Origin of the sequence: Anatilimnocola floriformis, from assembly GCF_024256385.1 — a bacterium.
GTDB classification, from domain to species: domain Bacteria; phylum Planctomycetota; class Planctomycetia; order Pirellulales; family Pirellulaceae; genus Anatilimnocola; species Anatilimnocola floriformis.
In genome coordinates, this window is the sequence record NZ_JAMLFW010000002.1 from 2,118,161 (window position 1) to 2,144,911 (window position 26,751).

Below are 26,751 nucleotides of genomic sequence, written 5' to 3' on the forward strand. Positions count from 1 at the left end.
AACTCGCTGCTCAACCCCTCACCCCAGCCCTCTCCCCGAAGCGGGGCGAGGGAGCAAAACGTTTGCTAACGCAAACAAAGAAAACAATCGATTACAGCAGCCCGTAGTTCGTCAGCGTCTTCTTCAGCTTCGCTTCGCCGGCTGCATCCAGCGCCGTCATCGGCAAGCGCAGTTCGCCGGTGTCGCGGCCGAGCATTTTCATGGCGGCTTTGAGCGGGATGGGATTGGTCGAGAGGCCCAACATGTCGCGGCAGAGGTGGAACAACTTGTGATGCCACTTTTCTGCTTCGGCGACATCGCTCTTCTTCCAGGCATTCAGCAGCGCGATCATATCCTTCGGCACGATGTTGCCGACGACGGAAATGACCCCTTCGCCACCGACGGAGAGGAGCGGCAGCGTCAGGCTGTCGTCGCCACTGAGAATCGAGAGCTTGGTCGCGCTCAGGATTTGCGAAGCCTGATCGAGCGAACCGGTCGCTTCCTTCACGAGCGTGATGTTCGGCAGTTCGTCGAAACGAATGAACGTTTCCGGCTCGATGTTCTTGCCGGTGCGGCCCGGAATGTTGTAGACGCAGAGCGGAATGCCGACCTGTTCGGCAATGGCTTTGTAGTGCTGATAAAAGCCTTCTTGCGTCGGCTTGTTGTAATAAGGACCGACCACGAGGGCGGCATCGGCGCCTTCTTTGGCAGCCCACTTGGTCAGACGCAGGGCTTCGGCCGTGCTGTTCGAGCCGGTGCCGGGCATGACCTTGCAACGGCCGCGGGCGGTTTGCACGACGATCGAAATGACCCGCTCGTGTTCTTCGTGCGAGAGGGTGGGCGATTCGCCAGTCGTGCCGACGGGGCACAGCCCGTGCGTGCCGGCGGCGATCTGGAATTCGACCTGTTCCTTGAGTTTGGCTTCGTCCAACTGGCCATCTTTGAGAGGCGTGGTGATTGCAACCCACAAACCCGCGAACTCCGAACCTTTCCGAGCCATATCCGCAGCACCCTGTGTAGAACCCGAACCATCAAAGCGAGAGGACCCGCGGCAAAAGGCTCGCGGGCAAACGAACATCATACGTCCGCGGTGCGGGAATGGGGAGAGGCAGAAACCCTGTTTGACGCCGCTAGCGAGGCTATTTACCTTAGCTGCGACGACGAATCCTGCCGCTATTCGCTGGAGAATCAATCGAGATGGGTGCACAACTCTGGTATCACGAAGCCCCCTGGTATGCCAAGCCCGCCGACGCCCTGCAGGAACTGCAAGCCAGGTTCCTTGCCGAAAATTACGACTTGGCGAAGCTCCTCCCGCAGCATCTTGGCTGGGAGCGAGAATCGATTGCGGCCTGCAGGGAGGACGGCGACCCCTACGACTTGCTGGAAATGATGGAGCAAAAATTAGCGCTGCTGGAAGACCTGTGCAGCAAGCCGATTCCGAACAAGCCCGCGGAGCAGATCAAGATCCTGCAACAGCTCAACGCCGACAGCGGCGAAGGGATCGGCAATGTGCTGGATTTGACCGGCGTGTCGAAAAAACGGCAGATGCACACCGCTACGCCGCTCTCCGACAAAGAACTCGTCGAGCTCGTCGGCAGCACCCAGCCCGATCTGCCCCAGGCCCAGAAATCGATCTACAAGATCAACGGCGTGCTCGAGCGTGGCGATTGTGTCTGCTTTGCGTTCTATGCAGAGGGCCAACCGGCGGGCTGGTACTTCGTGGGTAATACGATTGATTAAGTGAGGTCGGATTTTAGGGACACTTACTCCGCTTCTTCAGACCACACCAAATGTCCCTGCCGGATGCACGCGATGAGATAAACGGCCACAGCGCAGCCGGTGGCAACGATTCCCCAGCGATAAATTTGTGGTTCGTCGGGGAAGTAGAACTGCGCGACTCCGATATCCACCACAAGGCGTCCAATCACCAGCAAAACAACAAGCAGCGCCACGGACGAATAGATCCGAACTTCTGCAGGATTGCTCATTCCCTGAGTCTATCGGCCTGCGAATATGCCCTGCAACGGACACAAGCCTGACGCGCAAGCGGAGGAATCGCCTCAATTTCTTCGCTGGCGCGTAAGGTTCATGTGAGCGAAAAGACGGCACTCTACGCCCAATCGTCGTGCATCAGAAACCGCCCCGGAAATCAACGGCGGTTTACTTTTGCCCGTTCCGCTGCGAAAAACGATCGATTCGGCCGAATTCCGCCGATCTGCCTCGCCTGGAATGCCACTTGCTGTTGCGCGCGCCTGCCGCCGCGTGACGCCTTGTTCTTGCGGCGACGAAACTGCAATGCGTGCTGCCCACAACGGTCGCAGCGCTTGCACAGCGGCCATTCGTTTTGCCCAAGCCGATCCCTTTTCCCTGCCGATACATTCGATCCACAGCCCCTCTTGCCGCGAGTGATTTGAACCGATGGCCATCCGCGTTGCTCTGCACCACCGTACTTCGTATCGCTTCGACCGGCCTGTAACGCTGCTGCCGCACGTCGTTCGCCTGCGGCCGGCGCCGCACTGCCGCACGCCGATTTTGAGCTATTCGCTGAAGGTGCAGCCCGAGGAGCAATTTCTCAACTGGCAGCAGGATCCTTACAGCAATTACCTGGCGCGGCTCGTCTTTCCCAAGCCGGCCACGGAAGCCGTCTTCGAAGTCGACCTCGTCGCCGAGATGACGACGCACAACCCGTTCGACTTCTTCATCGACGACAGCGCTCAGCAGTCACCGTTCAAGTACGACGCCATCCTCACCCGCGAATTGCAGCCCTACCTCGAAGCCGAAGCGCCTGGCCCGCTCCTCAGCCAGTTGATTGCCGAGAGCCGCAAGAGCGCCATCAAGACGATCGATTACCTCGTCGAGCTCAATCAGAAAATTCAAAGCCGGCTGAAGTATCTGATTCGCCTCGAGCCCGGCATTCAATCGTGCGAAGAAACGCTCACGCTCGGCTCGGGCAGCTGCCGCGATTACTCGTGGCTGCTCGTGAACTTGCTGCGGCATCTCGGTTTGGCCGCGCGGTTTGTCTCGGGCTACCTGATTCAATTGACTGCCGATGTGAAGTCGCTCGACGGCCCGAGCGGCACCGAGGTCGATTTCACCGACTTGCACGCTTGGACCGAAGTCTTCATTCCCGGCGCGGGCTGGATCGGCCTCGATTCGACGAGCGGTCTTCTCGCCGGCGAAGGTCACTTGCCGCTCGCCTGCGCCGCCGATCCGACTTCGGCAGCGCCGATCACCGGAAGTTGGCAGAAGCTGGAAGGGGACACCGGCGATGTCAAAGTCGAGCAGGAATTCAAGTTTGAAATGAAGGTCACGCGGATCCACGAAGATCCGCGCGTGACCAAGCCTTACACCGACCGCCAGTGGAACTCGATCGAAACGCTCGGCGCACAGATCGACGATGAACTGCGGGCCGGCGATTGCCGACTGACGATGGGTGGCGAACCAACGTTTGTGGCCATCGACAATCGCGATGCCGACGAATGGAACACGGCGGCGCTCGGGCCGCACAAGCGCAAGCTCGCCGGTGTGTTGTTTCGCAAAATGCGCGATCACTTCGCGCCGCAAGGTTTGCTCCACTTCAGCCAAGGAAAGTGGTATCCCGGCGAATCGTTGCCGCGCTGGGCGTTCAGCTGTTATTGGCGCAAAGACGGTCAGCCGCTGTGGCGCGATCCGGCGCTCGTCGCCGCGGATCATGGTGAGTACAAGTTCACCGATCGCGATGCGCAGAAATTTACGCAGGTTCTCGCGCGGCGATTGGGCGTCGAAGCCGGCCACGAAATTCCCGGTTACGAAGACGTTTGGTATTACATGTGGCGTGAGCGGCGGCTGCCGACGAATGTCGACCCGCTGCAGAACAATCTCGCCGATAAAGAAGAGCGGGCCCGCCTCGCCAAGATTTTTGACCACGGCTTGGAAAAGGTCATCGGCTATGCATTGCCGGTGCAGCGGATTCACACTCGCGAAGGTTCGTACTGGGTCAGCGGCAGTTGGTTCCTCCGCCGCGAACACATGTTTCTGATCCCCGGCGATTCGCCGATGGGTTTCCGTTTGCCGCTCGATAGCATTCCTTGGGTCGCCCCCGGCGACATGTTCAAGCCGGAAGAGATCGATCCCACCGCGCCGCTGCCGCCGTTGCCGTCTGCCGTCGACGGCAATTATTGGTCGCCGCAGTCGGGCGATTTGTTGGCCCGCTACAACCCGCCCTATCCGAATCAGGGTTACCCCAATCAATCGCCGCGCTCGATTTGGGAACAGAACTTCGGTCCTGGTGCTGGCCCTGGCAATGGTTCGGCCAATGGCCGAGGAAATCCCAACGATCGCCGCGGCGAAACGCTCGTGCGTTTTCAAACGCAGGGCGACAATCGTCCAGAGCCCGGCAAGTCGGCGGCGGGCATTGTGCGGACCGCGCTATGTGTCGAATCTCGCAACGGCACGATGTTTGTCTTCATGCCGCCGCTCGGTTTGCTCGAGGATTATCTCGATCTCGTCGCTGCCATCGAAGCGACCGCGAATGAGTTGAACATCCCAGTCCAGCTCGAAGGCTATGGCCCGCCGCACGATTCGCGGCTGCAGAATTTCTCGGTCACGCCCGACCCGGGTGTCATCGAAGTCAACATTCATCCCGCGACGAACTGGGAAGAACTCGCCGCAAACACCGAGGCGCTCTATCAGCTGGCCCATGAGTCGCGACTGTCGGCTGAGAAGTTCATGCTCGACGGCAAGCACACCGGCACCGGCGGCGGCAATCACATTGTCATCGGTGGTCCGACGCCGACCGAAAGCCCGATTCTGCAGCGGCCTGATTTGCTCCGCAGCCTGGTTTCGTACTGGCACAACCATCCGTCGCTGTCGTACTTGTTCTCAGGCTTATTCCTCGGCCCGACGAGTCAGGCGCCGCGCGTCGATGAAGCCCGCAATGATTCGCTCTACGAGCTCGAAATCGCGTTTCAAGAACTGCGGCTCGAAGGCAATGTGAAGCCTTGGCTTGTCGATCGTGTTTTCCGTCACTTGCTGACCGATCTAACGGGCAATACGCACCGCGCCGAGTTCTGCATCGACAAGTTGTATTCGCCGGATGGCTATGCTGGTCGCCGCGGCTTGCTTGAAATGCGAGCCTTCGAAATGCCGCCGCACTGGCAGATGAGCCTGGTGCAACAATTGTTGTTGCGTTCGCTCATCGCTCGCTTCTGGCATGAACCCTATCGCGCCAAGCTCGTCCGCTGGGGCACCGAACTGCACGATCGTTTCGCACTGCCGCACTTCATTCAACATGATTTGCAGGATGTGCTGTACGAACTTCGGCAGGCCGGTTTCCCGCTGCAAGAAGCCTGGTTTGCGCCGCACTTGGAATTCCGCTTCCCGTTACTCGGCGAAATCTCGCAGCGCAACGTGAAGCTCGAATTGCGGCAAGCCATCGAACCGTGGCACGTCCTCGGCGAAGAAAGCTCGAGCAGCGGCACGGCCCGGTATGTCGACTCGTCGGTCGAACGACTGCAAGTGAAAGTCACCGGCCTGACCGACTCGCGACACGTCATCGCGTGCAATGGCCGCCGTGTTCCGCTCCATCCGACGGGCGTGAATGGCGAGTTTGTTGCCGGCGTTCGTTATCGCGCCTGGCAACCACCATCGTGCTTACATCCGACCATCGGCAGCCACGCGCCACTGGTGTTCGACCTGCTCGATACCTGGCTGAACCGTTCCATCGGCGGCTGCACTTATCACGTCGCTCACCCGGGCGGCATGAGTTACGACACCTTCCCCGTCAACGCCAACGCAGCCGAGGGGCGGCGACATAGTCGCTTCCTGGCGATGGGGCACACTCCTGGGAGCGGCTTTGTAATGCCAACCGAAGAACGTATTCCCGAAGCCCCCCTGACGCTCGATCTGCGTACCACGCCGACGATGCAACAGGACCTGATCGCTCCCGACCTGCAAAACGGCGCGGCGCGCTACCTCGGCAACGGCTCGGTTGCCAACGCCAATCTGCAACCGGGAATGGAACGCAAGATGTCGCCATCCGGGCCATTCCGTAGTCGTCTATCGGCAGCCTTTGAAGGTGAACGTTACGACTGATCGCGGCCGGCGTCAGCCGCCGCTCCTGTCACCACCCGCGGCGTGAGCACCTGCTAAAGCTGTGGCTAAAAAACGCGGCAGCAACCATCGCGCTGATCCGCTCCCCTGCGCCGCCGCATTCGCCGCTGAACCCCATTAGTCACCAAGAGCGTGAGCGAGAGGGGCTATAAAAGGGTTATAGCCCCTTGATTGCCAAATTCAGCAATTCCTTTCGCAGAAATAACTTACGGCGAAATTAAAATCTTCACAGGGGTTATATAACCCGCTACACCAGACCGGGGGGCTGGTTGGAGACGCTGGTTGGCGAGGCTTTTCGGCTGCCGAGTTTGCCGCTGTTTTGTTACCATCCGGTCGGTCGCAGGAGGCTGAATTGGCGGTAAGTCATTGAGAACAAGCAGTTTGCGCCCCCGATGGAGTTTTTCCGGACAACTTCGTCGAAACGAGGGTTAGCAACCTAAGATTGTAGACGGACAGGAGTTGTGGCGGCCTGATCCAACAGACCGAGCAACTGGACGTAGAGGAGCATTGGCATGTGCGGCATTGTGGCTTACGTGGGGCATCGGCAGGCGGCGGAGTTTTTGATCGACGGGTTGCGGCGGTTGGAATACCGCGGCTATGACTCGGCCGGCCTGGCCACTGTCTCGAGCGATCGCCGGTTGCACGTGCTGAAGGCTGTCGGCAAGGTCGACGCCCTCGCCGAGAAATTGAAGCGACACTGGGCCCCGGGCACGATCGGCGTCGGTCACACCCGCTGGGCCACGCACGGTGCGCCGACAGAAGTGAATGCTCACCCGCACCGCGGCGGCGACGATTGCGTGGTGCTCGCGCACAACGGCGTGATCGAGAACTATCGCCTGCTGAAGGATCAGCTGGAAGAAGAAGGTTACAAGTTCGTTTCGGCGACCGACACCGAAGTGGTTGCACATCTGGTTGCCAGTTGTTACGACAAGTTGCGAGCGCTGGAAACGGAAGCCAACGACGATCCTTATGCGCTGCCGATCGCGGCGATCAATGAAGCGACCAGCAAGCTCCGCGGCACTTATGGCTTGGCCATTTTGCTGCGGGATTATCCCGGCGTGATCTTTGCCGCCCGGCAAGGAAGCCCGCTGGTGATCGGCGTGGGTAATCATGAACACTGGGTGGCCAGCGATGCTTCGCCGCTCGCGGGCCGCACCGACAAGATCGTCTATCTGGCCGATCGGCAGTTAGCCGTGATCACTGCTGATTCGCTGCATGTGCTAGAGCGCGATATCGGCACGGTTTCGCACTCGGTCGAAGCCCTCAACATCGTTGCCGACGACGTCGGTCTCGAAGGCTTTCCGCATTACATGCTCAAGGAAATCTATGAGCAGCCCGATTCGCTCACGGCTGCCATGCGTGGCCGGTTGAACGATGTCGATGCCACGGCGGTCTTCGGCGGTTTGAACCTCTCGCCGCAGCAGCTCCGCTCGGTGAATCGGATCATTCTTACCGCCTGTGGCACGAGCTGGCATGCAGCCCTCGTCGGCGAATACTTGATGGAAGAGCTGGCCCGCATTCCCGTCGAAGTGGAATATGCCAGCGAGCTGCGTTATCGCAATCCGCCCGTCGATCAAGGGACGCTCCTCTTTGCCATCACGCAGAGCGGCGAAACGGCAGACACGCTCGCCGCGCTCCGCGAGATGAAACGCAAAGGCCATCCTTCGCTGGCCATCTGCAACGTCATCGGCAGCACGATCGCTCAAGAAGCCGACGGCGGCGTCTATTTGCACGCTGGTCCCGAAATCGGCGTGGCTTCGACCAAGGCTTACACGTCGCAGGTCGTTACGCTCACCATGCTCGCGCTCTACTTCGGTCGGCTGCGGCATCTCAGCTTTGAAGCCGGCCAGCGGATCATTGCTCAGCTGCGGAAGCTGCCGGATCTGGTGCGCGAGACGCTCGAGGTCAACAACGAAGTTCGCCGCATCGCTGCCAAGTATTGCCACGCCGACAACTTCCTCTACCTCGGCCGGCAGTTCAATTTCCCGACAGGCCTCGAAGGCGCTTTGAAGCTCAAGGAAATCAGCTACATCCACGCCGAGGGCTACCCCGCCGCGGAAATGAAGCACGGGCCGATCGCCCTCGTCGACGAACACACGCCGAGCGTCTTCGTCATGCCGCAGGGTGGCGTGTATGAAAAGGTGATGTCGAACCTGGAAGAGATCAAAGCCCGCGGCGGTCCGGTCATCGCCATCGCCGCCAAGGGTGACAAGGAAATCGCCCGCCTGGCCGACGACGTGATCTACGTGCCCGAGTGCGAAGAGTTTCTCTCGCCGCTGATCAACATCGTGCCGCTGCAGCTGCTGGCCTATCACATCGCCGTCCTCCGCGGCTGTGATGTGGATAAGCCGCGTAATCTGGCGAAGAGTGTGACGGTGGAGTAGTTCTGAATTTGGGATGTTCTGAGTTCTGAGAACAGGAGTTGGGGCCTTCCTTCCTGTCTCAAAACTCAGAACTCAAAACCCAGAACTTTGTCCCGGCCACCCCGCGCGCAAATGGCCGAAATTCACGACTTTTCCTGAAACGAATCTGGCCCGATAAAGCCATAAAAATGGTTGCAGGTGGCAATTCTGCGGGGTAGCATAGCCGGGAGCTTCATGCCGGCCGCGACTCCGTGCGCTTGCTGATCTCGCCTATTTATTCCTGCCGTTCCGCACAATTTCTTGAAGAGTTTGGGAGAATCTTTCCATGCGAAAGCTCTTTCGCCAGCTGTACAGGCCCGGGGTGGTCTGGCTGATGATCCTGACGTTCGGCCTGAACACGGCCCTGGCTTGCCGTTGGCGTGCCTCGCGCTGCTGTGCTCCTTGCTACACCATCTGCCAGCCAGCTCCTGGCTGCGGAACCGCAGTTCCGGCCGGTGGCTCGGCTGCCATGCCGGGTGCTCCTGGCACCACGGTGCAACGCCCCGAACTGGCCGACCCGGCCGATGTGAAGCCCGCGCTGCCGCCGGCTGAACCGATGCCTCCGGTCAAGCCTGTGAAGCCCGTCAAGCCGGTCGCTCCCGTACCGCCGAAACCAGTCGATCCAGCTCCTCCGGTCAAGCCAGCTGACCCGGTTCCCGCCGTGGAACCTGTTCCGCCCAAGCCGGCTGATCCAGCTCCGCCGGTGAAACCCGCCGATCCAGAACCGATGCCGCCGAAACCGGCCGATCCGGTTGACCCGGCCCCGCCCGTGAAGCCCGTCGATCCGGCTCCCGTGGACCCAGTTCCGCCCAAGCCCGCCGATCCAGTGGATCCGGCCCCGCCGAAACCGGCTGACCCGAAGGCCATGCCGCCAGAAGTCGACCCGTTCGCTCCGCCGGCCAAGCCCGCTGATCCAAAGCCGGCCGCTCCGCCAGCTGAAGTCGATCCATTCGCCCCGGCTCCAGCCAAACCGGCTGACCCGGCCATGCCAGCTCCGCCGAAGCCCGCTGCTCCGCCAGCCGAAGTCGATCCGTTCGCTCCGGCCCCGGCCAAGCCCGCTGATCCAGCTCCGGCCAAGCCTGCCGCTCCGGCCGAAGTCGACCCGTTTGCTCCCGCCGCTGCTCCGGCCCCCGCCCCAGCTCCAGTGAAGCCAGCTGCCCCAGCCGAAGCCGATCCGTTCGCTCCGGCCGCAGCCCCTGCTGCTGCACCAGCCCCAGCTCCGGCCGCACCGGCCGAAGCTGATCCGTTTGCTCCGGCTCCGGCCAAGCCTGCCGATCCAGGCAAGACGGAACCGATCAAGGTCGAACCGAAGGCCGATCCGGTCGATGATCTGTTTGCCCCGGAAAAGCCAGCGGCTCCGAAGCCGGCTCCGGCCCCAGCCCCGGCTGAAGCCGATCCGTTTGCTCCGGCTCCTGCTGCCCCGGCCGCACCTGCTGCTCCCGCCGTGCCGGCGCCAGCCGCTCCGGCCAAGCCCGAAGCTGATCCGTTTGCCGATCCCTTCAAGATCTCGGCCGAAGGTCAGTTGCCGATGCGGACGTGGAATGACAACACCGGTACCTTCACCATCGAAGGTCGCTTGATCGCGATCATGGATGGCCAGATCCGCGTGCTGAAGACCACCGGCAAGACCACCACCGTGCCGATGCGTCGCTTGAGCGATGCCGACAAGAAGTACGTGGAAGAAATCGTCAACCGCCACGGCACAACGCTCATCGGCGTCGTCGCTGCTCGGTAGATCAAGAGACGTAGCACGAACCCCTAGGTTCGTGCGAGTCGAGTTGAGTTGAAAACAGAATCGGCTGCCGTAAGGCAGCCGATTTTTTTATGCGCAGGAAGCCCGACGCGTGAGCGGAAGGGAGAGGTGTGAGCAAATTCGTAAATTGGTAACGTGCGGCAGCACCAAGAACGGTTGAACGGCAAGTACACGCGGCTGTGCATCAAACTCGCTTCGAGTTGTGCTTCCGCACGTTGGTGAATCTGGAATACGCGCGCGATTCCCCTTCCGCTCACGCGTCGGGTTTCCTGCACGCAAGAAAACAAACAGCCCGCCGATATTGTCAGCGGGCTGAGCGGAATGACTTCAGTTGATCGACTGCGAGCTATTTGTTGAGCAGCTGATAAATGACATTGATGGCAGCGTCGCGGCTTTTGATCCTGTCGGCGTCATTGCCTTGAAACATCGCGTCCAGCGTGTTGCGCAGATTGATATCGTCGTCGAGGTTTTTACGCAGTTCGTCGAGCGTCTTCTTCGTGCTCGCCGAAGGCTTCTTCATATCTTTGAGTTCGGCCATGATCGCGCCGAAGGCTTCGCCGTGAGCTTGCACGGTCGAATTGATGTTTTCGATCCGGGCGTCAAGATGCTTCAGGCTGTCCTTCACTTCAGCGATGTCGGCCTTGAGTGTGGAAAGATCACCCGTGTTTGATCGAGGAGTTTCGCCGCTAATACCAGCGATGATCACCTGAGTCGGCACCGCTGCCGGCATGTAATAGGCCGGGTAGGCATAGACGGCTTGTTGGTGGTGATGATGCCAGCCTGCCTGGGTCGTGGCGGCGCCGAAGGAGACGAGTGCCAATACGGCAGGAATCAGGGTGCGTTTCATGAAAACTAAACCTCGCGGCCGATCGCCGAATAGGGAAGCTGGGAAGTACTGGTAAAAGGTAGGACACTCGCCCCCTGATTGCAATAGTTTGACTGGCAAATTCAGCGAAAGAGACCCGGGGAGAATTATGGAGATTGTTGGTCCATAAGTGGGGAAGAAGCTGCTTGTTTGTGATGTTTGGAGTAATTAAATTGATTGGGCAATTTAGACTAGGAATCTCAGGCTAAAAGCAAGGAACCGCCGCCATGACTAGCGACTCTCAGCCTATCTCATCCAAATGGACTCGCCGCGCAGCCTTACAAGTCGGCGCAGGCCTCGCGGCATATGCAGCCTGCCCGCGGAGCAGCCGGGCAGCTACTGCGAATGCCACAAATGTTTGTATTGATCGGCCCATCACATCTCGCAGTATGTCGGACGCCGAAATCCGCAAGTCTCCATCTGCCGCTGCATTGCATGGACTTTCGATCGCCAACGAAGACCCGAAGCGTCTACATGCATTGCGAGCCCCCTCTTCGGGTCCTACTGAAATTCCTACCCTGCCTTCTCAGGCAGCATTCTTAAACAAATGGGATACCGACACGCTCAACGTGTTTTTCATCAACGGAAGCACGAAGATGCAAGACCGGGTTTTCGAGCAGGTGCAGAAATGGAGCGATGTCTGCAACTTGAAATTCAAGCCGTCCACGTTGGCGAACTCCCATGTCCGCGTCACTTTCAACCGCGGAGAGGGGCACTTCTCCTTCGTCGGCATCGAAGCCTTACAAATGCGTGGCCAGCAAACGATGAATCTCGACATGACCCAGGACACCATGTTGGGTGACTACAACCTGTCCGTCATCTTGCACGAGTTTGGGCACGCGATGGGTTTGGTACACGAACATTCGAGTCCCGACAGCAATTTGAAGTTCGCTGGCATGAACCAGTTAATCAATTTCTTCCGTGGCAAGTTCGGTGAGGGAACCACCAATACCGCCAAAACTCAGGAGCTAATCGAACACAACATTCTGAAAAAATACCGAGAGGGTGAAGTCACGAAATTCAGCAAGTTCGATCCCGAATCGATCATGATCTATGCTCTGCCTGCAGAAGTCCTGGCACCCGGTTCTGGACCGATGCGCGCCAATCTCGAGTTGTCAGCAACTGACAAAAAATATGCTGCCGATCTTTATGGACCGTCCTCGAATCCCAATGGCAATCAAGGAGGCAAGGATCAAAACAGCGGCGACACCAACTCCAGCAAAAAATCTTCCGATCCAAAGCAGTTCACCGCCGGCGGTGAAGCCGTAGGGTGTTATCTGAGCGCCGGTTCAACTGTTGAATTAAAGCTAGTTGTTCCCAACAGCCAGGCCGACAAAAGGTTGGCCATTTATACGACGGGCACGACGCGCGTGATGCTCACGCTAAAGACATCTTCCGGCACGGAGATTTCGCTCACCGACAAGTCCGAGCATGGCTCGCCCGACTTCATGAACGAGGTGATTATGAAGAATTTGTCGGCCGGCGATTATAAGGTGTCTATCAAGCATCCTTCGTCGAGCGGCGGCGGCAGCTTCAAGATCCAGGCCAACTCGGAGAGTTTTGATAAATACCTGTTCGGCCGTAATAAAGCCCAGTGAAGAAAGTTCTGAGCTGGGAGTTCTGAGTTTTGAGACAGGAGAAGAATATCACCTATTCCTGTCTCAGAACTCAAAAATCAGAACTCAAAACTTTTCTGCTAGCACCGGCACTGCCAAACCCCGTCACTCCCACTGGTAAGGCTTGCCGATCGCGTTGCTTCCACCCGGCATGGGGAAGTGGGGGAAATTCTGGTTTCTTCCGCTGCCGATGAGGAGTTTAATCGAACGGGCTTTAGCAGCTCTCACTGCGATATCTCGCGCGATTCCCCCAAATTTCTTCCAGGAGTTCCCGCCATGTCCCGCCGTCCGTTCGTTCGCCTGGCCGCAGGCCTGGCTGCCGTGGCGTCGCTCTCCTTCAACATCGCTCCGGCCCAAGCCGGCGGCGGCGGCTGCGGCTGCGAAGCTCCGGCCCAGACGGTGTATCACGTCCATCAGCGCTGTGGCCATTGCTGCCGCAGCGCCCCGCCGGTAGGCATGATCGTCCCATCGGCTCCGATGATGGCGGCCGCTCCCATGATGGCAGCGCCGATGATGGCCCCTGCCATGCCCGTGCAAATGGTTTCGGCCGCGCCGACCTTTGCGATGGCTCCCGTGCAAACGGTCACTGTGGCACAAGCGCCAGTTGCGGCGCCGCAGTTTCAACTGAGCCTGGCTCCGCAGCCCGCGAGCGCCCCCACTTCCAACTGCGGCGGTGATCGGTTGCGTGCTGCCGTGCTGCAAGCCGTGCAAAACAGCAGTTCCAGCTCCGGATCGTCGGCGCTGTCTGCTCCCAGCAGCAACACGGAAGACCAGTTGTCGCAGCTTGAAAAACGAGTAGCAAAGCTTGAGGATGACACCAAGGACATCCAATCCAAAGCTCGGGACATCTTGGAGCTGTTGCGCGAGATGAAGAATAAATAGTAGACGCGTTGTTGGAAGAGCGCGATGACAAAAGCTGTCGCGTCCTGGTTTGCAGGCCGCGATTTTTTGTTTCTTGGCCGAAATCGCTGCAGATTGAGGCGTTGTTGCTACTGGCAAACTTTGCGGAATATGCCTGTCGTGCCGCAGGGTATCTTTAATACTCTTCTGCTGGCTGTAGCAAATCTTTTAGATGTGCGTTTCGCACCGCCGATGCTCTATGGAACACCCAGGCCCCTGACATGTAGGGGTAGTAGCAGTTTACCGCTGCGGGTTTGCAGGCCTTCCACCGGAACATCCGATGACCCGGCACTTTACTCTCGCAGTTGTTTGCCTGTTTGCCGCGCCCCTCGTGGCAGCCGCTCAATCGCGTTTCCCACCGCGCTGCTTCACCAACTCCGCGGCCCAGCCGTCATGCGAAGCTCGCCCCACGTGCGAGGCGCCAGAACCCAACTGCGAGTGTAAGCCACCCTGCAAACCGCCCTGCAATCCACCACCGCCGCCGCAGATGCCCATGTATTACCAACAGCCGGGCGTCTTTGTGCAGCCCCCCGCCACCGGCACCGTGCAAGGACCGATCGAACAAACCACCGTGGAAGGGGCCGAACTCAGCTTTCCCGAATTGCGGCTGCGCATGCCTTCGCTTCGCATGCCGACAGTTTCGCGCTCGCGGCAGAACGCGCGGATGGTGCTCGATCAGGCCCATGCTCCCTTTGTCGAATCGCCCCCAGTCGCGGCCATGCCCGCAGCTCCCGCAGCCGCGCCGATGGCGGCTCCTGCTGCTGCGCCCATGATGGCTGCCGCTCCCATGGCAGCGCCGCAAATGATGATGGCCCCCGCCGCCGCGCCTCAGATGCAAATGATGATGGCGCCAGCGGCCGCACCCCAAGTCATGATGGCTCCAGCCGCAGCGCCGCAAATGATGATGATGGCCCCCGTGCAAATGGCGCCGCAGCAATACTACATTCCGCAGCAGGCTCCGACGCCTCAGGCTCAGCCGCAGCAAAATCCCGTGCAGCCGATGCAAGCGCCGCAGCCCGAGCCCGATTACTCGCCGCGGCAATACTCTCCGCAGCCTTGCCCGCCGCAGCCGACCTGCGATGCTCGCGGCAATCCGATCGCCTACAACGCTGCCGAGGAAAAGATCCGGCAGCTCGAAGTCGCCGAACAACAGCTCAAGCAGCGAATGGAATCGCTCCGTCGTCAACTCGAGCAAATCGAACTAACCAAGCGGCCGCCGACACCGACGCCCGACTTGGGCGCACGCTCGATTCAACTCACTCCCACGCAGCAACTGCGCCCGACTGGTGTGCAGCCGGTCAGCCAACCAATCGCCCCGCCGGTCAAGCAGCCAACTGCCGCGCAGCCTGCGCCCGCTGGCCAGCGAGTGTATGAAGCGCGGCCCGCGACGTACATCAGCGAACCGCAGTACCTGCCGCAATATCAGCAGCCGCAGCAATCGCAAGTGATTCGTGAGCCGCAAGCGCCAACGGCTACGATCGTTGGCTTGCGAACTCGTTAAGGATTCGAGCCTGGTGGCATTACCCTGCTGTCAATGCTCGTGCAATCACGGCGGATTTTGAGTAAACTGCAGAGATTCCAGCCTCCGTCTCCGGGAGTTTATTCCCATGAAGTTTGTCGCTGCCCTCGCCTGTGCCTTGTCGCTGATGTTTGCCGTCGGCTGCAACCGCGTTGCCGCCCCCATGGGTGAAGCCGCTGCCGAAGTCACGCCGCCACCACCAGCGGGCGTGCAACTCGTAAAGCTGAAGTTGCCGGGCATGGTTTGCGGCGGCTGCGCGATGGAAGTGAAAGACACGCTGGTCAAGGTCGACGGCATTTCGCATGTCGCGACCAACCCCGACAAGCACGAGTGCACCTTTTGGTTTGCCAAGGGGAACGACGAGATCAAGACGAAGCTCGACGATCTCGCCAAGACGAACGACAAGATCGCGGGCTGGGAACGCGAGAATTAATCGCAAAACAGGCCGCTATTTGGCCTGTTTCTTCACTTCGGCGACGATCACCTCTTCGACCTCCGGCGCCCAGCTCGCGGGCAAGCCGTAGTAAACCATCGCGCCGCCTCCCTCGTAGCCGCCTTCGATCAGAACCCGGCGGCTCGGGATATACGCCATCACATCGTTCGCGTACCCAGCGACCCAAACGTGCTGACCGCCGGTCATCGGCTTGGCGAGATCGCTCTTGAGTCGCAGCGCGTAATCGACGACGACTTCACCGCCGAGCATGACCCACGTCACTTCGCGGCCAAGTTTCCACACAGCAACCGGATACGGATAGTCTTTCGCCAGCGGTTTGCCGGCCGCGAGATCGGCGAGCAACATCTGAGCGCGAGCGGCGACAAACTTGTCTTTCCCTTTCGCGGCTTCCTCGAGCTCTTCTTTGCTCGGCAATGCGCCGAGCGGCACATTAATTTCGCGATAGGTGAGCTTTAGTTCCGGCGCGATCACTTCCGGCACGCGAGTGAGCGCGGCATCGACGGCGTCGGCAGCCTGAGCGCCGTATTTTTCCGCGAGTTCCACCTTTCGCCGCGGCAACGGATTCTGATCGGCGCCGCAGCCAGCCCAAAAGAGGGCGAGACAACCTGGATGCCGCTTTTCGATTTCCAGCTGCGCATAGCCGGGCCAATCGCCGCACCATTCGTAACCTGACAACACGGTCGCATGACAGGCATAACCAAAGAGCACGCCCCGCAGCTCATCGTTCGTCGAACGAATCATCAGCACTGGAAAGTCGTGATCGTGCGGGCCCTGGATTTTTCCCTCGGCTTGCAGCTGCGGCACGTCGGCTTCTTTGTTCGCGCGGCGATTCACGGCAAAGGTGCATTTGGTGTGCTGCCAGGTCAACTTCGTAGGCTGCAGATCTTTGAGCGCCGCACCGGCCAGATCAACGATTTGCCCTTCCAGCGTGCGCGAGTAAGCGGCGATCAACTCTCTTTGCTCGGCTGGCAACAGAAACTCATGCATAGCCCGCAGATTCTTGCCGACGACCGGTCCGCTGTGCGTGTGCGAGCAAAACAGGGCGATCTGCTCCCGCTTCAGGCCATGTTGCTTTTCGATCTTCTCGCAGATGGCCTGTGACAAGTCGCGATCGATGCCGACCAGGTCGAGCGTGATCGCCAGCGCGCGAACTCCCTTCGCATCCTCCAGCACGACGGCTTTGGCCCACAGCTCGGTGAGCTTCCCTTCGGCGGGCTTGTTCCGTGCGCCGTAACCCGCCATCCACATCGGCTTTTCCGGCGTGATGATTTGCTTGGCGAGACCGACCTGCCAGGAATCCGCCGCGCGGGATATGGGCAACAAAACCAAGATCAACAGAGCTGCGGCGAAATACGATTTGAGCATGGCTGCGCCGAAGGAAAGTGGAAAAAGGTAGCTGAATTCGCCAGAATTCAGACCTAGCTGAACCTCTTAACGAACGGTCGTCAATGAAAATCGCACAGCGTCTACTCAACAACATCACTTCACTCGCACGCAGCGTGCTACCGAGCCGTGACAATGGCTACGCGGACCTGGTGGCGGTGGCAAAGCAAGTTCGTCGCTGCCCGGAGATCGCGCCGTGGCACGACTTCGACAAAGAGTTGGCTGAGAAGTACGTCGCCGAGCATGCCGAGCAACTCGCCGCGGCTCGTGCTGCACTGCAGCGACCTTGCCGAATTGAAATGCGGATGGTGAAGGAGTTTTATGAAGAGCATTGGCCGGAGACGCAATCGCTGCGGCAGTTGGCCACCCTGTTTTGCACGGAGGCGCGGCTGGCGAACACGCAACAAGATCTGCCACGCTTGATCCGCGCCGGCATCGACTTGCTGCGACTGGGAAATGCGACGCGAAATGGCGGAATGATCCTGGATGCCTTGGTTGCCCAGAGCGCGTCAGGAATGGGAATCGATTTGCTGAGGCGACAACGGGCCAATTTCAACGATGAACAACGCCAAACATTGATCGAGGCGTTACTGCGAATCGAACCAGCTGCCGAATCGATCGAGGCGATCATCACCCGTGACCGCGAATGGGAAAATGTGACCAACCATGCGGCCACGGAAAACCATGATTTCATACCGATGGATCCGGAGGAGATTGGCATCTCGATCGCCGACCAGCAGGAGTTTCACGATCTGATTCGAGCTTCGGTTGAGCACGAAGCTCGTTTGCCACCCGACCAGCAGCGACAGAAGGAACGGGGAATCGAATATACCGGGCAAGCCTTGTTGCGAATGCTCATCACCGATCTGGCGCTGCGGCGATTTCAAACAGCACAGGGCTTATTGCCAGAGCGATTGCAGTTGCTCGTGCCGGAGTTTTTACCGGCGTTGCCCCTCGATCCTTTCACCAATACGCCGCTCATCTATCGTCCGCATGGTGAGACGTTCGAACTTTACAGCACCGGGCCGAAGCAAATCGACGGCGGCGGTTTGTTCACCAGCCGCAGTATGGTCAGCATGCACCAAGGCGATCTGTGCCTTGATGTGCACGATATTTCAGATCCGGAGAATGTCTGCGAGATCGCCGCGGAGAACATCTCTCGTAGTGCCTAAGCTAATACCCGCATCGACCCCTCACCCCAGCCCTCTCCCCGAAGCGGGGCGAGGGAGCTTACGTACGCTGCGCGTACACTTTTGAAACGACAGCTTCCGGCGCCGGAGCTTTCAGACGCTACAGCTTTGCAGACTCAGCTTAAACGCTTACAGTCGATAGTTATCCGGAATCACGCCATCTTTCACGACGCAGGGGATGCCGTCGCGGATGATGCAGGGTTCGTGTTCGCCGCGGTCTTCGACGCCTTGTTCGTTGACGATTCGCACGCCACGGCCGATCTGGACGTTCTTATCGATGATCGCTCCTTCGATGTACGAGCGATCGCCGATGCCGAGTTGCGGTCGGCCGGCGGCAGCGTGCCGTTTCTTTTGATCGTCGGTGTCGAACATATCGGCGCCCATGATCACGCTGTTCCGAATCGTCACTCCCTCGCCGATGATCGTCCGCAGCCCGATCACGCTGTTTTCAATCACCGCGCCTTGACCAATCTGGCAGCCGTCGGCAATCAAGCTTCGTTTGATCGTCGCACCATCAAAGAGCGTCGGCGGCAGGAAGCGCGGCCGCGAATAAATCGGGGCGACGGCAGCCGATAGATCAAAGGGAGGATGCGTGCCGGCCAGGCTGAGGTTGGCTTCGTAGAACGCCTTGATCGTGCCGATGTCTTCCCAGTAGCCATCGAAGAGGTGCAGCATGCAGCGCTTCGAGCGAACGACGGCAGGGAAGATTTCCTTGCCGAAGTCGCGATAGTCGGTCTTCTCGAGCGCATCGACGAGCATGTCGCGATTGAAGAGATAGATGCCCATGCTCGCGATCAGGTCGCGCCCCTTGCTAGGAATGCCGCGGCCATCGATCCACGATGGCGACATTTTCACGATGTCCATTTCCTGATGCGTTTGCGGCTTTTCCAAAAAGCCCTGCACGCGACCTTCGTCGTTGATCCGCATCACACCAAAGCCCTTGGCGGCTTCGCGATCGACCGGGATGCCCGCGATAGTCACATCGGCTCGGCTTTCCTGATGCGTCTTGATCATCTCGCGATAATCCATCCGGTAGAGCTGATCGCCAGAGAGAATCAGCACGTAGTCGATGCCCGGCTGTTGCAGGTAGCGCAGATTTTTGCGCACCGCGTCAGCCGTTCCTTGGTACCAGTCTTTATTTTCGTCATTGGTCGTTTGTTGAGCAGCCAGGAGCTCGACAAACCCGCCGCTGAAATGGTCGAAGCGGTACGTCTGCCGAATGTGGCGGTGCAAGCTCACCGACATGAACTGCGTGAGAACGTACATCCGGTTCAAGCCGCTGTTGATGCAGTTCGACAGCGGAATATCGATGAGCCGATATTTGCCCGCGAGCGGCACGGCTGGCTTCGAGCGGAACTTGGTGAGCGGATAAAGACGAGTGCCCCGGCCGCCGCCGAGGACGAGCGATATGACGTTGCGCATGATTGGGGAGGGAGAGGAATAGAGAGCGAAATACAAAGAGGCAGAACGAGGTGCAGATGGTGTGCAACTGGCAGGCCCGCGCGTTTAATCAAACGGGCTCGGCCTTAACATAGCGGCCGCGGCGCAATGGAGCAAGAAGTGCCGCAGTTTGCCATCTGTGGATCAAGGGTTGCCAATGCTTTCAGCTTCGACAGCTATTTTGCCTGTCTTGCCTACCTCCGCCGCAGCCTGATTCGAATCTTCGGCGTCGAACTGCTCGACCAGGTTGGACGGACAGACGTCTTGCTTGCCGCACTGCTTGCACACGATGTGAATCAGATCGGAGCTCGATAGCCTGAGCTCGGAATCGTGACAGAGCTGCACGAGTTGCTGGAGATGAACGCACGTCATGATTTGCTCCTCGGTAATGAACCGGCCCTCTCGGCATTTTACGCCTGCCCAGCTACCCACGCCAATCGGCTGCATGATCGGTACGGTCGTTACCGTTGCGAGAGTGCTGAGAGAAAGACGGAGTCGCACACACTTTTCCCGTGCGCGAGGGGGCAACGATTACGAAGAGTCTTCTGGTAGCGAAAACGCTGGGGAGTTGTTTTCGTTGCTTGGCGCGCTGGCGACTGCCAGGCCCGACGCTGAACCAGCCTCGGCAGCCGCGGCGCGCGTGTTGGTGTTGACTGTCCGTGGCAGGATGGTGACGCGACGATTAAGCCGACGGCTGCGCGGTTTTGTATTCCGCCGGCCAAAGTTTGAGCGCTCCCGGCCGTCTGAGAATCAACGTCCTGCCGCGGACTCCTTTATTAACGCATGTAGCTGAATTCGCCAGAATTCAGTTGGTTGCGTCCAACGAGCAGGTCTGAATTCTGGCGAATTCAGCTACTTGTCGTCACTCCCATCGCTCGCGCCCTTGCGTGCAACTCGTCCGCCCATGGTTTATCATCGGCGGCAGTTCTGTTCGCTGTTTCTTGCGCGCGAGGGTTTGCTGATGTCGACCATCATTCGCCGTTCCGTTCTCGGCCTGCTTTTCATGTTCAGCGGATTCGGTCTGGCTGCCGCGGCAGACATTGCCATCCACAAGCAATCACGCAAGCAAACCGGCGAGGGCCCATGGTCGCTGCAGCAAGCCGACGAGAATTGGAAACCCGCCGAGACGGCGATCATTGTTTGCGATATGTGGGACGCTCATCACTGCCTGAATGCAGTTCGTCGCGAAACTGAGCTCGCGCCGCGGATGGAAAAAGTGCTGCAAGACGCCCGCAGTCGCGGCGTGCTCATCGTGCACGCTCCTAGCAGTTGCATGGATGCGTACAAGGATCATCCTGCTCGCAAGCGTGCCCAAGGTTTGCCGACGGCGGTGAACCTGCCGCCTGACATCAAGGATTGGTGCCGCAACATTCCCGCCGAGAAGACGTATCCCATCGATCAAACCGACGGCGGTGAGGACGACGATCTGGCCGAGCACAAACAGTGGCACGAGATCCTGGCCGGCAAGGGCGTGAATCCGAAATCGCCGTGGAAGCGGCAGATCGATGTCCTTTCGATCGACGCCGACAAAGACGTGATCAGCGACAGCGGCGTGGAGATCTGGAATCTGCTCGAAGCCCGCAGTGTGAAGAACGTCATCCTGATGGGCGTGCATACGAATATGTGCGTCCTCGGCAGGCCGTTCGGTTTGCGGCAGATGGCCAAGAATGGCAAGAACGTCGTGCTGATGCGCGACATGACCGACACCATGTACAACCCCGAGCGCTCGCCCTTCGTGCATCACCACGGCGGCACGCAGTTGATCATCGAACACATCGAGAAGTTCGTCTGCCCGACGATCACCAGTGTCGATTTTGTCGGCGGCAAACCGTTTCAATATTCCGATCAACCGAAATCCGTCGTCATGCTGATTGGCGATGATGAATACAAAACCGAAGTCACCCTGCCTGCCTTTGCCGAGACCGAACTCAAGCCGCTCGGCATCAGTGTGCAGATCGTTCACGCCGATGCGAAAGACAAGAACCAGTTCCCCGGCATGGCCGAAGCCGTGAAGAACGCCGATCTCGTGCTGGTGAGTGCCCGCCGCCGCACTCCGCCGAAGGATCAGCTTGATGTGCTGAAGGCTCACGTCGCGGCCGGCAAACCAATCGTCGGCATTCGTACGGCCAGTCATGCCTGGTCGCTGCGTAAAGATTCTGACGTCGCCGCGATCGAAAAGCTCGGTCTCTCGACCTGGGATCAATTCGATGCCGATGTCCTCGGCGGTCACTACACGGGCCATCACGGCGCTGGCGCAAAGACAGCCTTGAAACTCGCCGACGGAGTTGAGAAGCATCCGATCCTCCGCGGAGTCTCGCTCGACAAGTTCCAAGGCAACGGTTCGCTCTACAAAGTCTCGCCGATTGCAACTTCGGCAACTCCGCTCTTGATCGGCACGATTCCGAATCAAGAGAGCGAACCCATCGCTTGGACGAATCTCAGCGGCGACAAGAAGGCCCGCGTCTTCTACTCCTCGCTGGGCCATGCCGAAGATTTCGAGAATCGCGCCTTCCGCAAACTGCTGCAAAACGGCGTGCTCTGGTCACTGGGTGTGCTCGAACCAAGAACTGGCGGTGCGCCGCTCGTGGCGAAGTAACGAGCATGTCGCGAATCCGTTCGCTAATGACGTCGTTTCGTTTTTGTGAAGACTGCGGCTGGGAGATAATTCCGCAGACGCAGCAATGTCGTGGTTGTGGAACGCCAGTGACGAGCCCGCAGGATTATTGGTCGCCCACGATCGTCGACTTGACCGCTTGGTTTGACCGGCGTGAATTCTGGTTCGCGCACCTGCAATTCTCTTGGCTGGATTTCGAGCGATTCCTTGACGACCTGAGCGTGCCGCTGGCGAGCGTGTACGAAATGTTTGCTGAGCTGTGGCAGGAGCGCATCTGGCCGACGGCGGAGATCCCACTGCGCGGCGGTTATTCGGTTGCCTTTGTTTATTTCGATTACCCGGAGGATGCGGACGGGCCGATTTACTTCGACCATCCAACCTGGCCGGAGCCGATCTGCCTTGGCCGCTGCGGCGGAAACTGCCAATTGCCCGCGCTGCGCGATGAAGAATTGGAACTACTATCGCGATCTGCCTTCGATACGTCGCTGCCGCCGTGGCAAATCTATTTGCTGTTCCTTCCCGGTGCTCTCCGTCCCGAATTGCCGGCTGCGCTAATCGAAGCAGTTGGGCACATTAGTGACCTTCCTGCCGATCGCATCGCGGCCGTTGTCCACTCCCAATACAACAGGCCAAGCCAGTTTTCGTGGTCGCATAACGGTTCGCATTGGGTCCATAACTGCCAGCACTCTCTCCGCAACCCCGCAGAGTCCGGCTACTGTTTGACGCCTGCCGAATTTGACCGCATCGAAGCGATGTTTACCGAACTTTTCGAAGCGATAAAATGACAGGTGACGCCTAACCCCCGGAAGGCGGCATGTAGCCGAAGAGTTGGTAGCCTTCTTAGCCACCGGCTTCAGTCGGTGGTAACGTGCCGGCTCAGAACTCCCGGCTTCAGCCATCTTCTTTGAATGGCTAAAGCCAGAGCCTTCATTGCGCGACACCACCGCCTAAAGGCGGTGGCTAACCAGATTCGTGTGTGTCTGCAAAGCAAACTAAGCAAACCGCAGCAGCGCGTACGTCTTCTTCCCACTCCGCAGCACCATCACCGTTTCGCTGGCGAGATCGGTGAGCGAGAGCTTTGTATCGACGCCGCTTTGCCGGCGGTTGTTGACGTAGGCACCACCTTGATCGATCACGCGGCGGGCGTCTCCCTTCGATTTGCAGAGTCCCGATTCAACGAGAGCATCGACGAGCGGCAAACCTGCCGTCGCGAGCGAGTCGCGCGTTAGCTGTTTGCTTTGCACATCGGCAAAGATCTCGCCCAGTTCGGCGTCGGAAAGGTTTTCGATTTCCGCGCCGAAGAAAATCGCCGTCGCGCGGCGAGCTGCATCGAGACCAGCCTCGCCGTGGACGAGCTTCGTCAGTTCTTCGGCCAATCGCTTTTGGCTTTCACGTTTCTGCGGCTCGGCAGTCCGCTGCGTGTCGAGCGCGGCGATTTCTTCATGCGATAGCTCGGTGAGAAACCGCAGCGCCATCCCCGCATCGGCATCAGCCGTGTTGATCCAGTATTGGTAGAACGCGTACGGGCTCGTCTTCGCCGCCGAGAGATACACGGCCCCCTTTTCGGTTTTGCCCATCTTCGTGCCGTCGCTTTTCAGCAGCAGCGGGCAGGTCATGCCGTAAAGTTGCGTGCCGTCCATGCGGCGGGCCAGGTCGATGCCTGCCGTGATGTTGCCCCATTGGTCGCTGCCGCCGATTTGCAGTTCGCAACCGAGCTTCCGCTTCAGCAGCACAAAGTCGTAGGCTTGCAGCAGCATGTAGCTGAATTCGGTGTAGCTAATGCCGCTGTCGCGTTCGAGGCGGCCCTTTACCGAATCCTTACTGAGCATCACGTTCACGGGAAAATGCTTTCCCACGTCGCGGAGAAATTCCAGGTACGTGATCGGCCCCATCCAATCAAAATTGTTCACGAGCGTCGCGCCGCCCGACTTCGCATCGCCGAAGTCGATGAAGCGTTCGAGCTGCGAACGAATGCCGGCCACGTTGTGACGCAGCGACTCTTCGTCGAGCAACTTCCGTTCGTCGGTCTTACCGGTGGGATCGCCCACCATGCCTGTCGCGCCGCCGACCAGAGCGATCGGCCGATGTCCCGCCTTTTGAAACCGCCGCAGTAGCATCACGGGGAGCAAGCTGCCGACGTGCAAGCTGTCGGATGTGGGATCGAAGCCGCAATACACCGTCCGCTGTCCCGTGGCGAGCCATTCGGGAAGAAACTCGGGCGCCGTCGTTTGATTGACGAGGCCCCGCCAGGTGAGGTCGGCGAACAGGGACATAGTGCTTCGCGGGAAAGAGGATGGAATGCGGATATCTTCGGAGACACCATTGTGCCGCGAGGGTTCGCTCTGCGGCAGTAGGGTCCCTCGACGGATTGCATCGGCTGGGCTTTTGCTGTTTCATACCATTCTTCCCGAATTGAACGGCTTAGGCGAATTGCGCACATTGCGGAGACCTCTCGATGCGTTACGGAATGAATCTGCTCCTCTGGTCCGGCGAACTCAACGACAGCATGTTGCCGGTTCTGCACATGCTGAAGAACCTGGGTTACGACGGCGTGGAACTGCCGATCTTCAACCTCGATCTCGACTACGCGAAGTGGGGCAAAAAGCTCGACGAACTTGGCCTGGCGCGCACTGCCGTCACCATTCGCCTCGCCGACGACAACCCGATCAGCAGCGACGCCAGCGTGCGAGCCAAGGGCGTCGAACTGAATAAGAAGACTCTCGACTGCTGTGCCGCCGTCGGCGCCACGACCATCGTCGGTCCTTATCACTCGGCCCTCGGTCACTTCAGCGGCAACGTCCGCACTGCCGACGAATGGAAGTGGGGCGTCGACTCGATGCGACAAACGGCCGAACACGCTGGCAAAGTGAACGTCACTCTCGGTGTCGAACCGCTCAATCGTTTCGAAACGTATCTGCTCAACACGCATGCCGATGCGGCGAAGTTCTGCCGCGAAGTTGGCCATCCGCGCTGCCGCATGATGTACGACACCTTCCATTCGAACATCGAAGAAAAGTCGATCACCGAAGCCATTCACAGCTGTGCCGACATGCTCACGCATGTGCACATCAGCGAAAACGACCGCAGCACTCCCGGCCGCGGCAACGTCCGCTGGTGCGAAAACTTCGACGCCCTCCGCGAGATCAACTACAACGGCTGGCTGGTCGTCGAAGCCTTCGGCCTCGCCCTGCCCGAAATCGCCGCCGCGACGAAGATCTGGCGGCGGATGTTTGATAGTGAAGAACAACTGGCGCGAGACTCGTTGGCGTTTATGAAGTCGCAAGTAGCGAAGCGCTGGTGCTCGTAGTCTTCTTTCTTACTCCCTCTCCTCTGTACTCAGGGGAGAGGGCTGGGGTGAGGGGCTGGAATTGCAAATAGAGATTGCTCCCGCTTCACCCCCTCACCCTATCCCTCTCCCCGGAGTACCGAGGAGAGGGGACTCACATGGCCTGCGGCCACACCAATCACTAACGCGAGAGCGAAACCATGCCCCGCTTTAAAGTTCTCATCACCGACTACGCCTGGCCCGATGTCACTATCGAGCGGAACACCCTCGCCGAGATCGATGCCGAACTCGTGGTCGCGCCCAAGGGTGACGCCGAAACACTCGCGGGACTTGCCGCCGATTGCGATGCGATCATGACGAACTGGGCCAAGGTGCCGCAGGCCGTGATCGAGGCCTGTAAGAACTGCAAGATTGTTTCCCGGCTCGGCATTGGCCTCGACAACATCGACGTCGCCTACTGCAAGAGCCAGAACATTCCGGTGACGAATGTCCCTGACTACTGCCTGATCGAAGTCGCCGAGCATGCGCTCGCGCAGCTGTTGTCGCTGTCGCGCAAGGTTGCCTTCTATCATCACGAAACCAAAAACGGCCGGTATGTTTTGCAATCCGGCCCGAAGCTTCGTCGCATCGAAGGGCAAACGTTGGGCATCGTTGGCCTGGGCAACATCGGCCGCAAATTGGCCGAAAAGGCGCTCGGCTTGAAGATGAAAATCATCGCCTACAGCCGGAGTCGCAAAGATCCAATGCCGGGTGTCGAGTTCGTCGAAATCGACGAGCTGCTGCAGCGCAGTGATTACGTTTCGCTTCATACGCCGCTCACCAAGGACAACAAGTACTGGCTCAACGCCGACAAGTTCAAGCTATTTAAGCCGAGCGCTTATCTCATCAACACTGCTCGTGGCGCGCTCATCGATGGCCAAGCCCTGCAAAATGCCCTCAATGCCGGTCAACTCGCCGGCGCGGCGCTCGATGTGCAAGAAGTCGAGCCGCCGGATCTCTCGCAGGCTCCTTACAACGATCCGCGCGTGGTTGTCACTCCGCACGCGGCGTTTGTTTCGGAAGAATCGTTACAAAACCTCCGCTCGCGCGTGGCCAAGCAAGTCGCCACGCGTCTCACCGGCGGCGTGCCCGAAAATATCGTCAACGGCGTTACGGTCGGTTGATTGAGTCTCCCCCGCTGGCGTGATGTCGGAACACTTCGCTGCCGCAGTTTTGACGGCAGGGGCATTTCGACGTAGATACTCAATAGAAGATTGCGCC

At 59.2% G+C, this 26,751-nt stretch carries 20 protein-coding genes; 13 read left to right on the plus strand and 7 right to left on the minus strand.

The window, feature by feature from the left end; translation table 11 throughout:
• Positions 1 to 91: 91 nt before the first annotated feature.
• Entirely contained in the window at positions 92 to 979 is an 888-nt protein-coding gene (gene dapA, locus M9Q49_RS32985; RefSeq protein ID WP_254513567.1) for a 4-hydroxy-tetrahydrodipicolinate synthase, read from the minus strand.
• Positions 980 to 1,176: 197 nt separating this feature from the next.
• Between dapA and M9Q49_RS32990 the strand changes: the two genes are divergently transcribed.
• A complete protein-coding gene (locus tag M9Q49_RS32990; RefSeq protein WP_254513568.1) occupies positions 1,177 to 1,719 on the plus strand; it encodes a hypothetical protein in 543 nt (180 codons plus the stop codon).
• Between the two features lie 23 nt (positions 1,720 to 1,742).
• On the opposite strand, the gene M9Q49_RS32995 is transcribed toward M9Q49_RS32990, so the two are convergent.
• Entirely contained in the window at positions 1,743 to 1,967 is a 225-nt protein-coding gene (locus M9Q49_RS32995) for a hypothetical protein (RefSeq protein ID WP_254513569.1), read from the minus strand.
• A 430-nt stretch (positions 1,968 to 2,397) separates the two neighbouring features.
• Here M9Q49_RS32995 and M9Q49_RS33000 point away from each other — a divergent pair, with 430 nt between their 5' ends.
• From M9Q49_RS33000 to M9Q49_RS33010, 3 genes are all read left to right on the plus strand, one after another.
• On the plus strand, positions 2,398 to 6,051 hold the full coding sequence (locus M9Q49_RS33000; protein ID WP_254513570.1) for a transglutaminase family protein: 3,654 nt from the start codon (positions 2,398 to 2,400) through the stop codon (positions 6,049 to 6,051).
• Positions 6,052 to 6,581: 530 nt separating this feature from the next.
• Positions 6,582 to 8,453 (plus strand): glutamine--fructose-6-phosphate transaminase (isomerizing), encoded by a 1,872-nt coding sequence (glmS, locus tag M9Q49_RS33005; protein WP_254513571.1) that lies wholly within the window; start codon positions 6,582 to 6,584, stop codon positions 8,451 to 8,453.
• A gap of 304 nt (positions 8,454 to 8,757) precedes the next feature.
• The gene (locus tag M9Q49_RS33010; RefSeq protein WP_254513572.1) at positions 8,758 to 10,206 is read left to right on the plus strand and encodes an SHD1 domain-containing protein; all 1,449 of its coding nucleotides are present in this window, start codon (positions 8,758 to 8,760) and stop codon (positions 10,204 to 10,206) included.
• A gap of 364 nt (positions 10,207 to 10,570) precedes the next feature.
• On the opposite strand, the gene M9Q49_RS33015 is transcribed toward M9Q49_RS33010, so the two are convergent.
• Positions 10,571 to 11,071, minus strand: coding sequence for a hypothetical protein (locus M9Q49_RS33015; RefSeq protein ID WP_254513573.1), 501 nt, complete (start codon positions 11,069 to 11,071; stop codon positions 10,571 to 10,573).
• 407 nt (positions 11,072 to 11,478) lie between these two features.
• Between M9Q49_RS33015 and M9Q49_RS33020 the strand changes: the two genes are divergently transcribed.
• From M9Q49_RS33020 to M9Q49_RS33035, 4 genes are all read left to right on the plus strand, one after another.
• Entirely contained in the window at positions 11,479 to 12,687 is a 1,209-nt protein-coding gene (locus tag M9Q49_RS33020; protein ID WP_254513574.1) for a M12 family metallopeptidase, read from the plus strand.
• Between the two features lie 294 nt (positions 12,688 to 12,981).
• Positions 12,982 to 13,587: a hypothetical protein gene (locus tag M9Q49_RS33025; protein WP_254513575.1), complete on the plus strand. Its 606-nt coding sequence runs from the start codon at positions 12,982 to 12,984 to the stop codon at positions 13,585 to 13,587.
• 511 nt (positions 13,588 to 14,098) lie between these two features.
• On the plus strand, positions 14,099 to 15,106 hold the full coding sequence (locus M9Q49_RS33030; protein WP_254513649.1) for a hypothetical protein: 1,008 nt from the start codon (positions 14,099 to 14,101) through the stop codon (positions 15,104 to 15,106).
• Positions 15,107 to 15,212: 106 nt separating this feature from the next.
• Entirely contained in the window at positions 15,213 to 15,557 is a 345-nt protein-coding gene (locus M9Q49_RS33035) for a heavy-metal-associated domain-containing protein (protein ID WP_254513576.1), read from the plus strand.
• A 15-nt stretch (positions 15,558 to 15,572) separates the two neighbouring features.
• Here M9Q49_RS33035 and M9Q49_RS33040 read toward each other — a convergent pair whose 3' ends face one another.
• Positions 15,573 to 16,943: a neutral/alkaline non-lysosomal ceramidase N-terminal domain-containing protein gene (locus M9Q49_RS33040; RefSeq protein WP_254513577.1), complete on the minus strand. Its 1,371-nt coding sequence runs from the start codon at positions 16,941 to 16,943 to the stop codon at positions 15,573 to 15,575.
• Between the two features lie 83 nt (positions 16,944 to 17,026).
• Here M9Q49_RS33040 and M9Q49_RS33045 point away from each other — a divergent pair, with 83 nt between their 5' ends.
• A complete protein-coding gene (locus tag M9Q49_RS33045) occupies positions 17,027 to 18,133 on the plus strand; it encodes a hypothetical protein (RefSeq protein ID WP_254513578.1) in 1,107 nt (368 codons plus the stop codon).
• A gap of 147 nt (positions 18,134 to 18,280) precedes the next feature.
• On the opposite strand, the gene M9Q49_RS33050 is transcribed toward M9Q49_RS33045, so the two are convergent.
• Positions 18,281 to 19,573, minus strand: coding sequence for a glucose-1-phosphate adenylyltransferase (locus M9Q49_RS33050; RefSeq protein WP_254513579.1), 1,293 nt, complete (start codon positions 19,571 to 19,573; stop codon positions 18,281 to 18,283).
• A 162-nt stretch (positions 19,574 to 19,735) separates the two neighbouring features.
• Positions 19,736 to 19,963, minus strand: coding sequence for a hypothetical protein (locus tag M9Q49_RS33055; RefSeq protein ID WP_254513580.1), 228 nt, complete (start codon positions 19,961 to 19,963; stop codon positions 19,736 to 19,738).
• Positions 19,964 to 20,552: 589 nt separating this feature from the next.
• Here M9Q49_RS33055 and M9Q49_RS33060 point away from each other — a divergent pair.
• Positions 20,553 to 22,187 carry a ThuA domain-containing protein gene (locus M9Q49_RS33060; protein WP_254513581.1) on the plus strand — a complete coding sequence of 545 codons (1,635 nt, stop codon included), beginning with the start codon at positions 20,553 to 20,555 and terminating at the stop codon, positions 22,185 to 22,187.
• A gap of 5 nt (positions 22,188 to 22,192) precedes the next feature.
• On the plus strand, positions 22,193 to 22,990 hold the full coding sequence (locus tag M9Q49_RS33065) for a hypothetical protein (protein ID WP_254513582.1): 798 nt from the start codon (positions 22,193 to 22,195) through the stop codon (positions 22,988 to 22,990).
• A 207-nt stretch (positions 22,991 to 23,197) separates the two neighbouring features.
• On the opposite strand, the gene tyrS is transcribed toward M9Q49_RS33065, so the two are convergent.
• Positions 23,198 to 24,478, minus strand: coding sequence for a tyrosine--tRNA ligase (gene tyrS, locus M9Q49_RS33070; RefSeq protein ID WP_254513583.1), 1,281 nt, complete (start codon positions 24,476 to 24,478; stop codon positions 23,198 to 23,200).
• A 182-nt stretch (positions 24,479 to 24,660) separates the two neighbouring features.
• Here tyrS and M9Q49_RS33075 point away from each other — a divergent pair, with 182 nt between their 5' ends.
• Positions 24,661 to 25,512 carry a sugar phosphate isomerase/epimerase family protein gene (locus M9Q49_RS33075; protein ID WP_254513584.1) on the plus strand — a complete coding sequence of 284 codons (852 nt, stop codon included), beginning with the start codon at positions 24,661 to 24,663 and terminating at the stop codon, positions 25,510 to 25,512.
• A 179-nt stretch (positions 25,513 to 25,691) separates the two neighbouring features.
• Positions 25,692 to 26,654 (plus strand): C-terminal binding protein, encoded by a 963-nt coding sequence (locus M9Q49_RS33080; RefSeq protein WP_254513585.1) that lies wholly within the window; start codon positions 25,692 to 25,694, stop codon positions 26,652 to 26,654.
• The last annotated feature ends 97 nt before the right edge of the window (positions 26,655 to 26,751 follow it).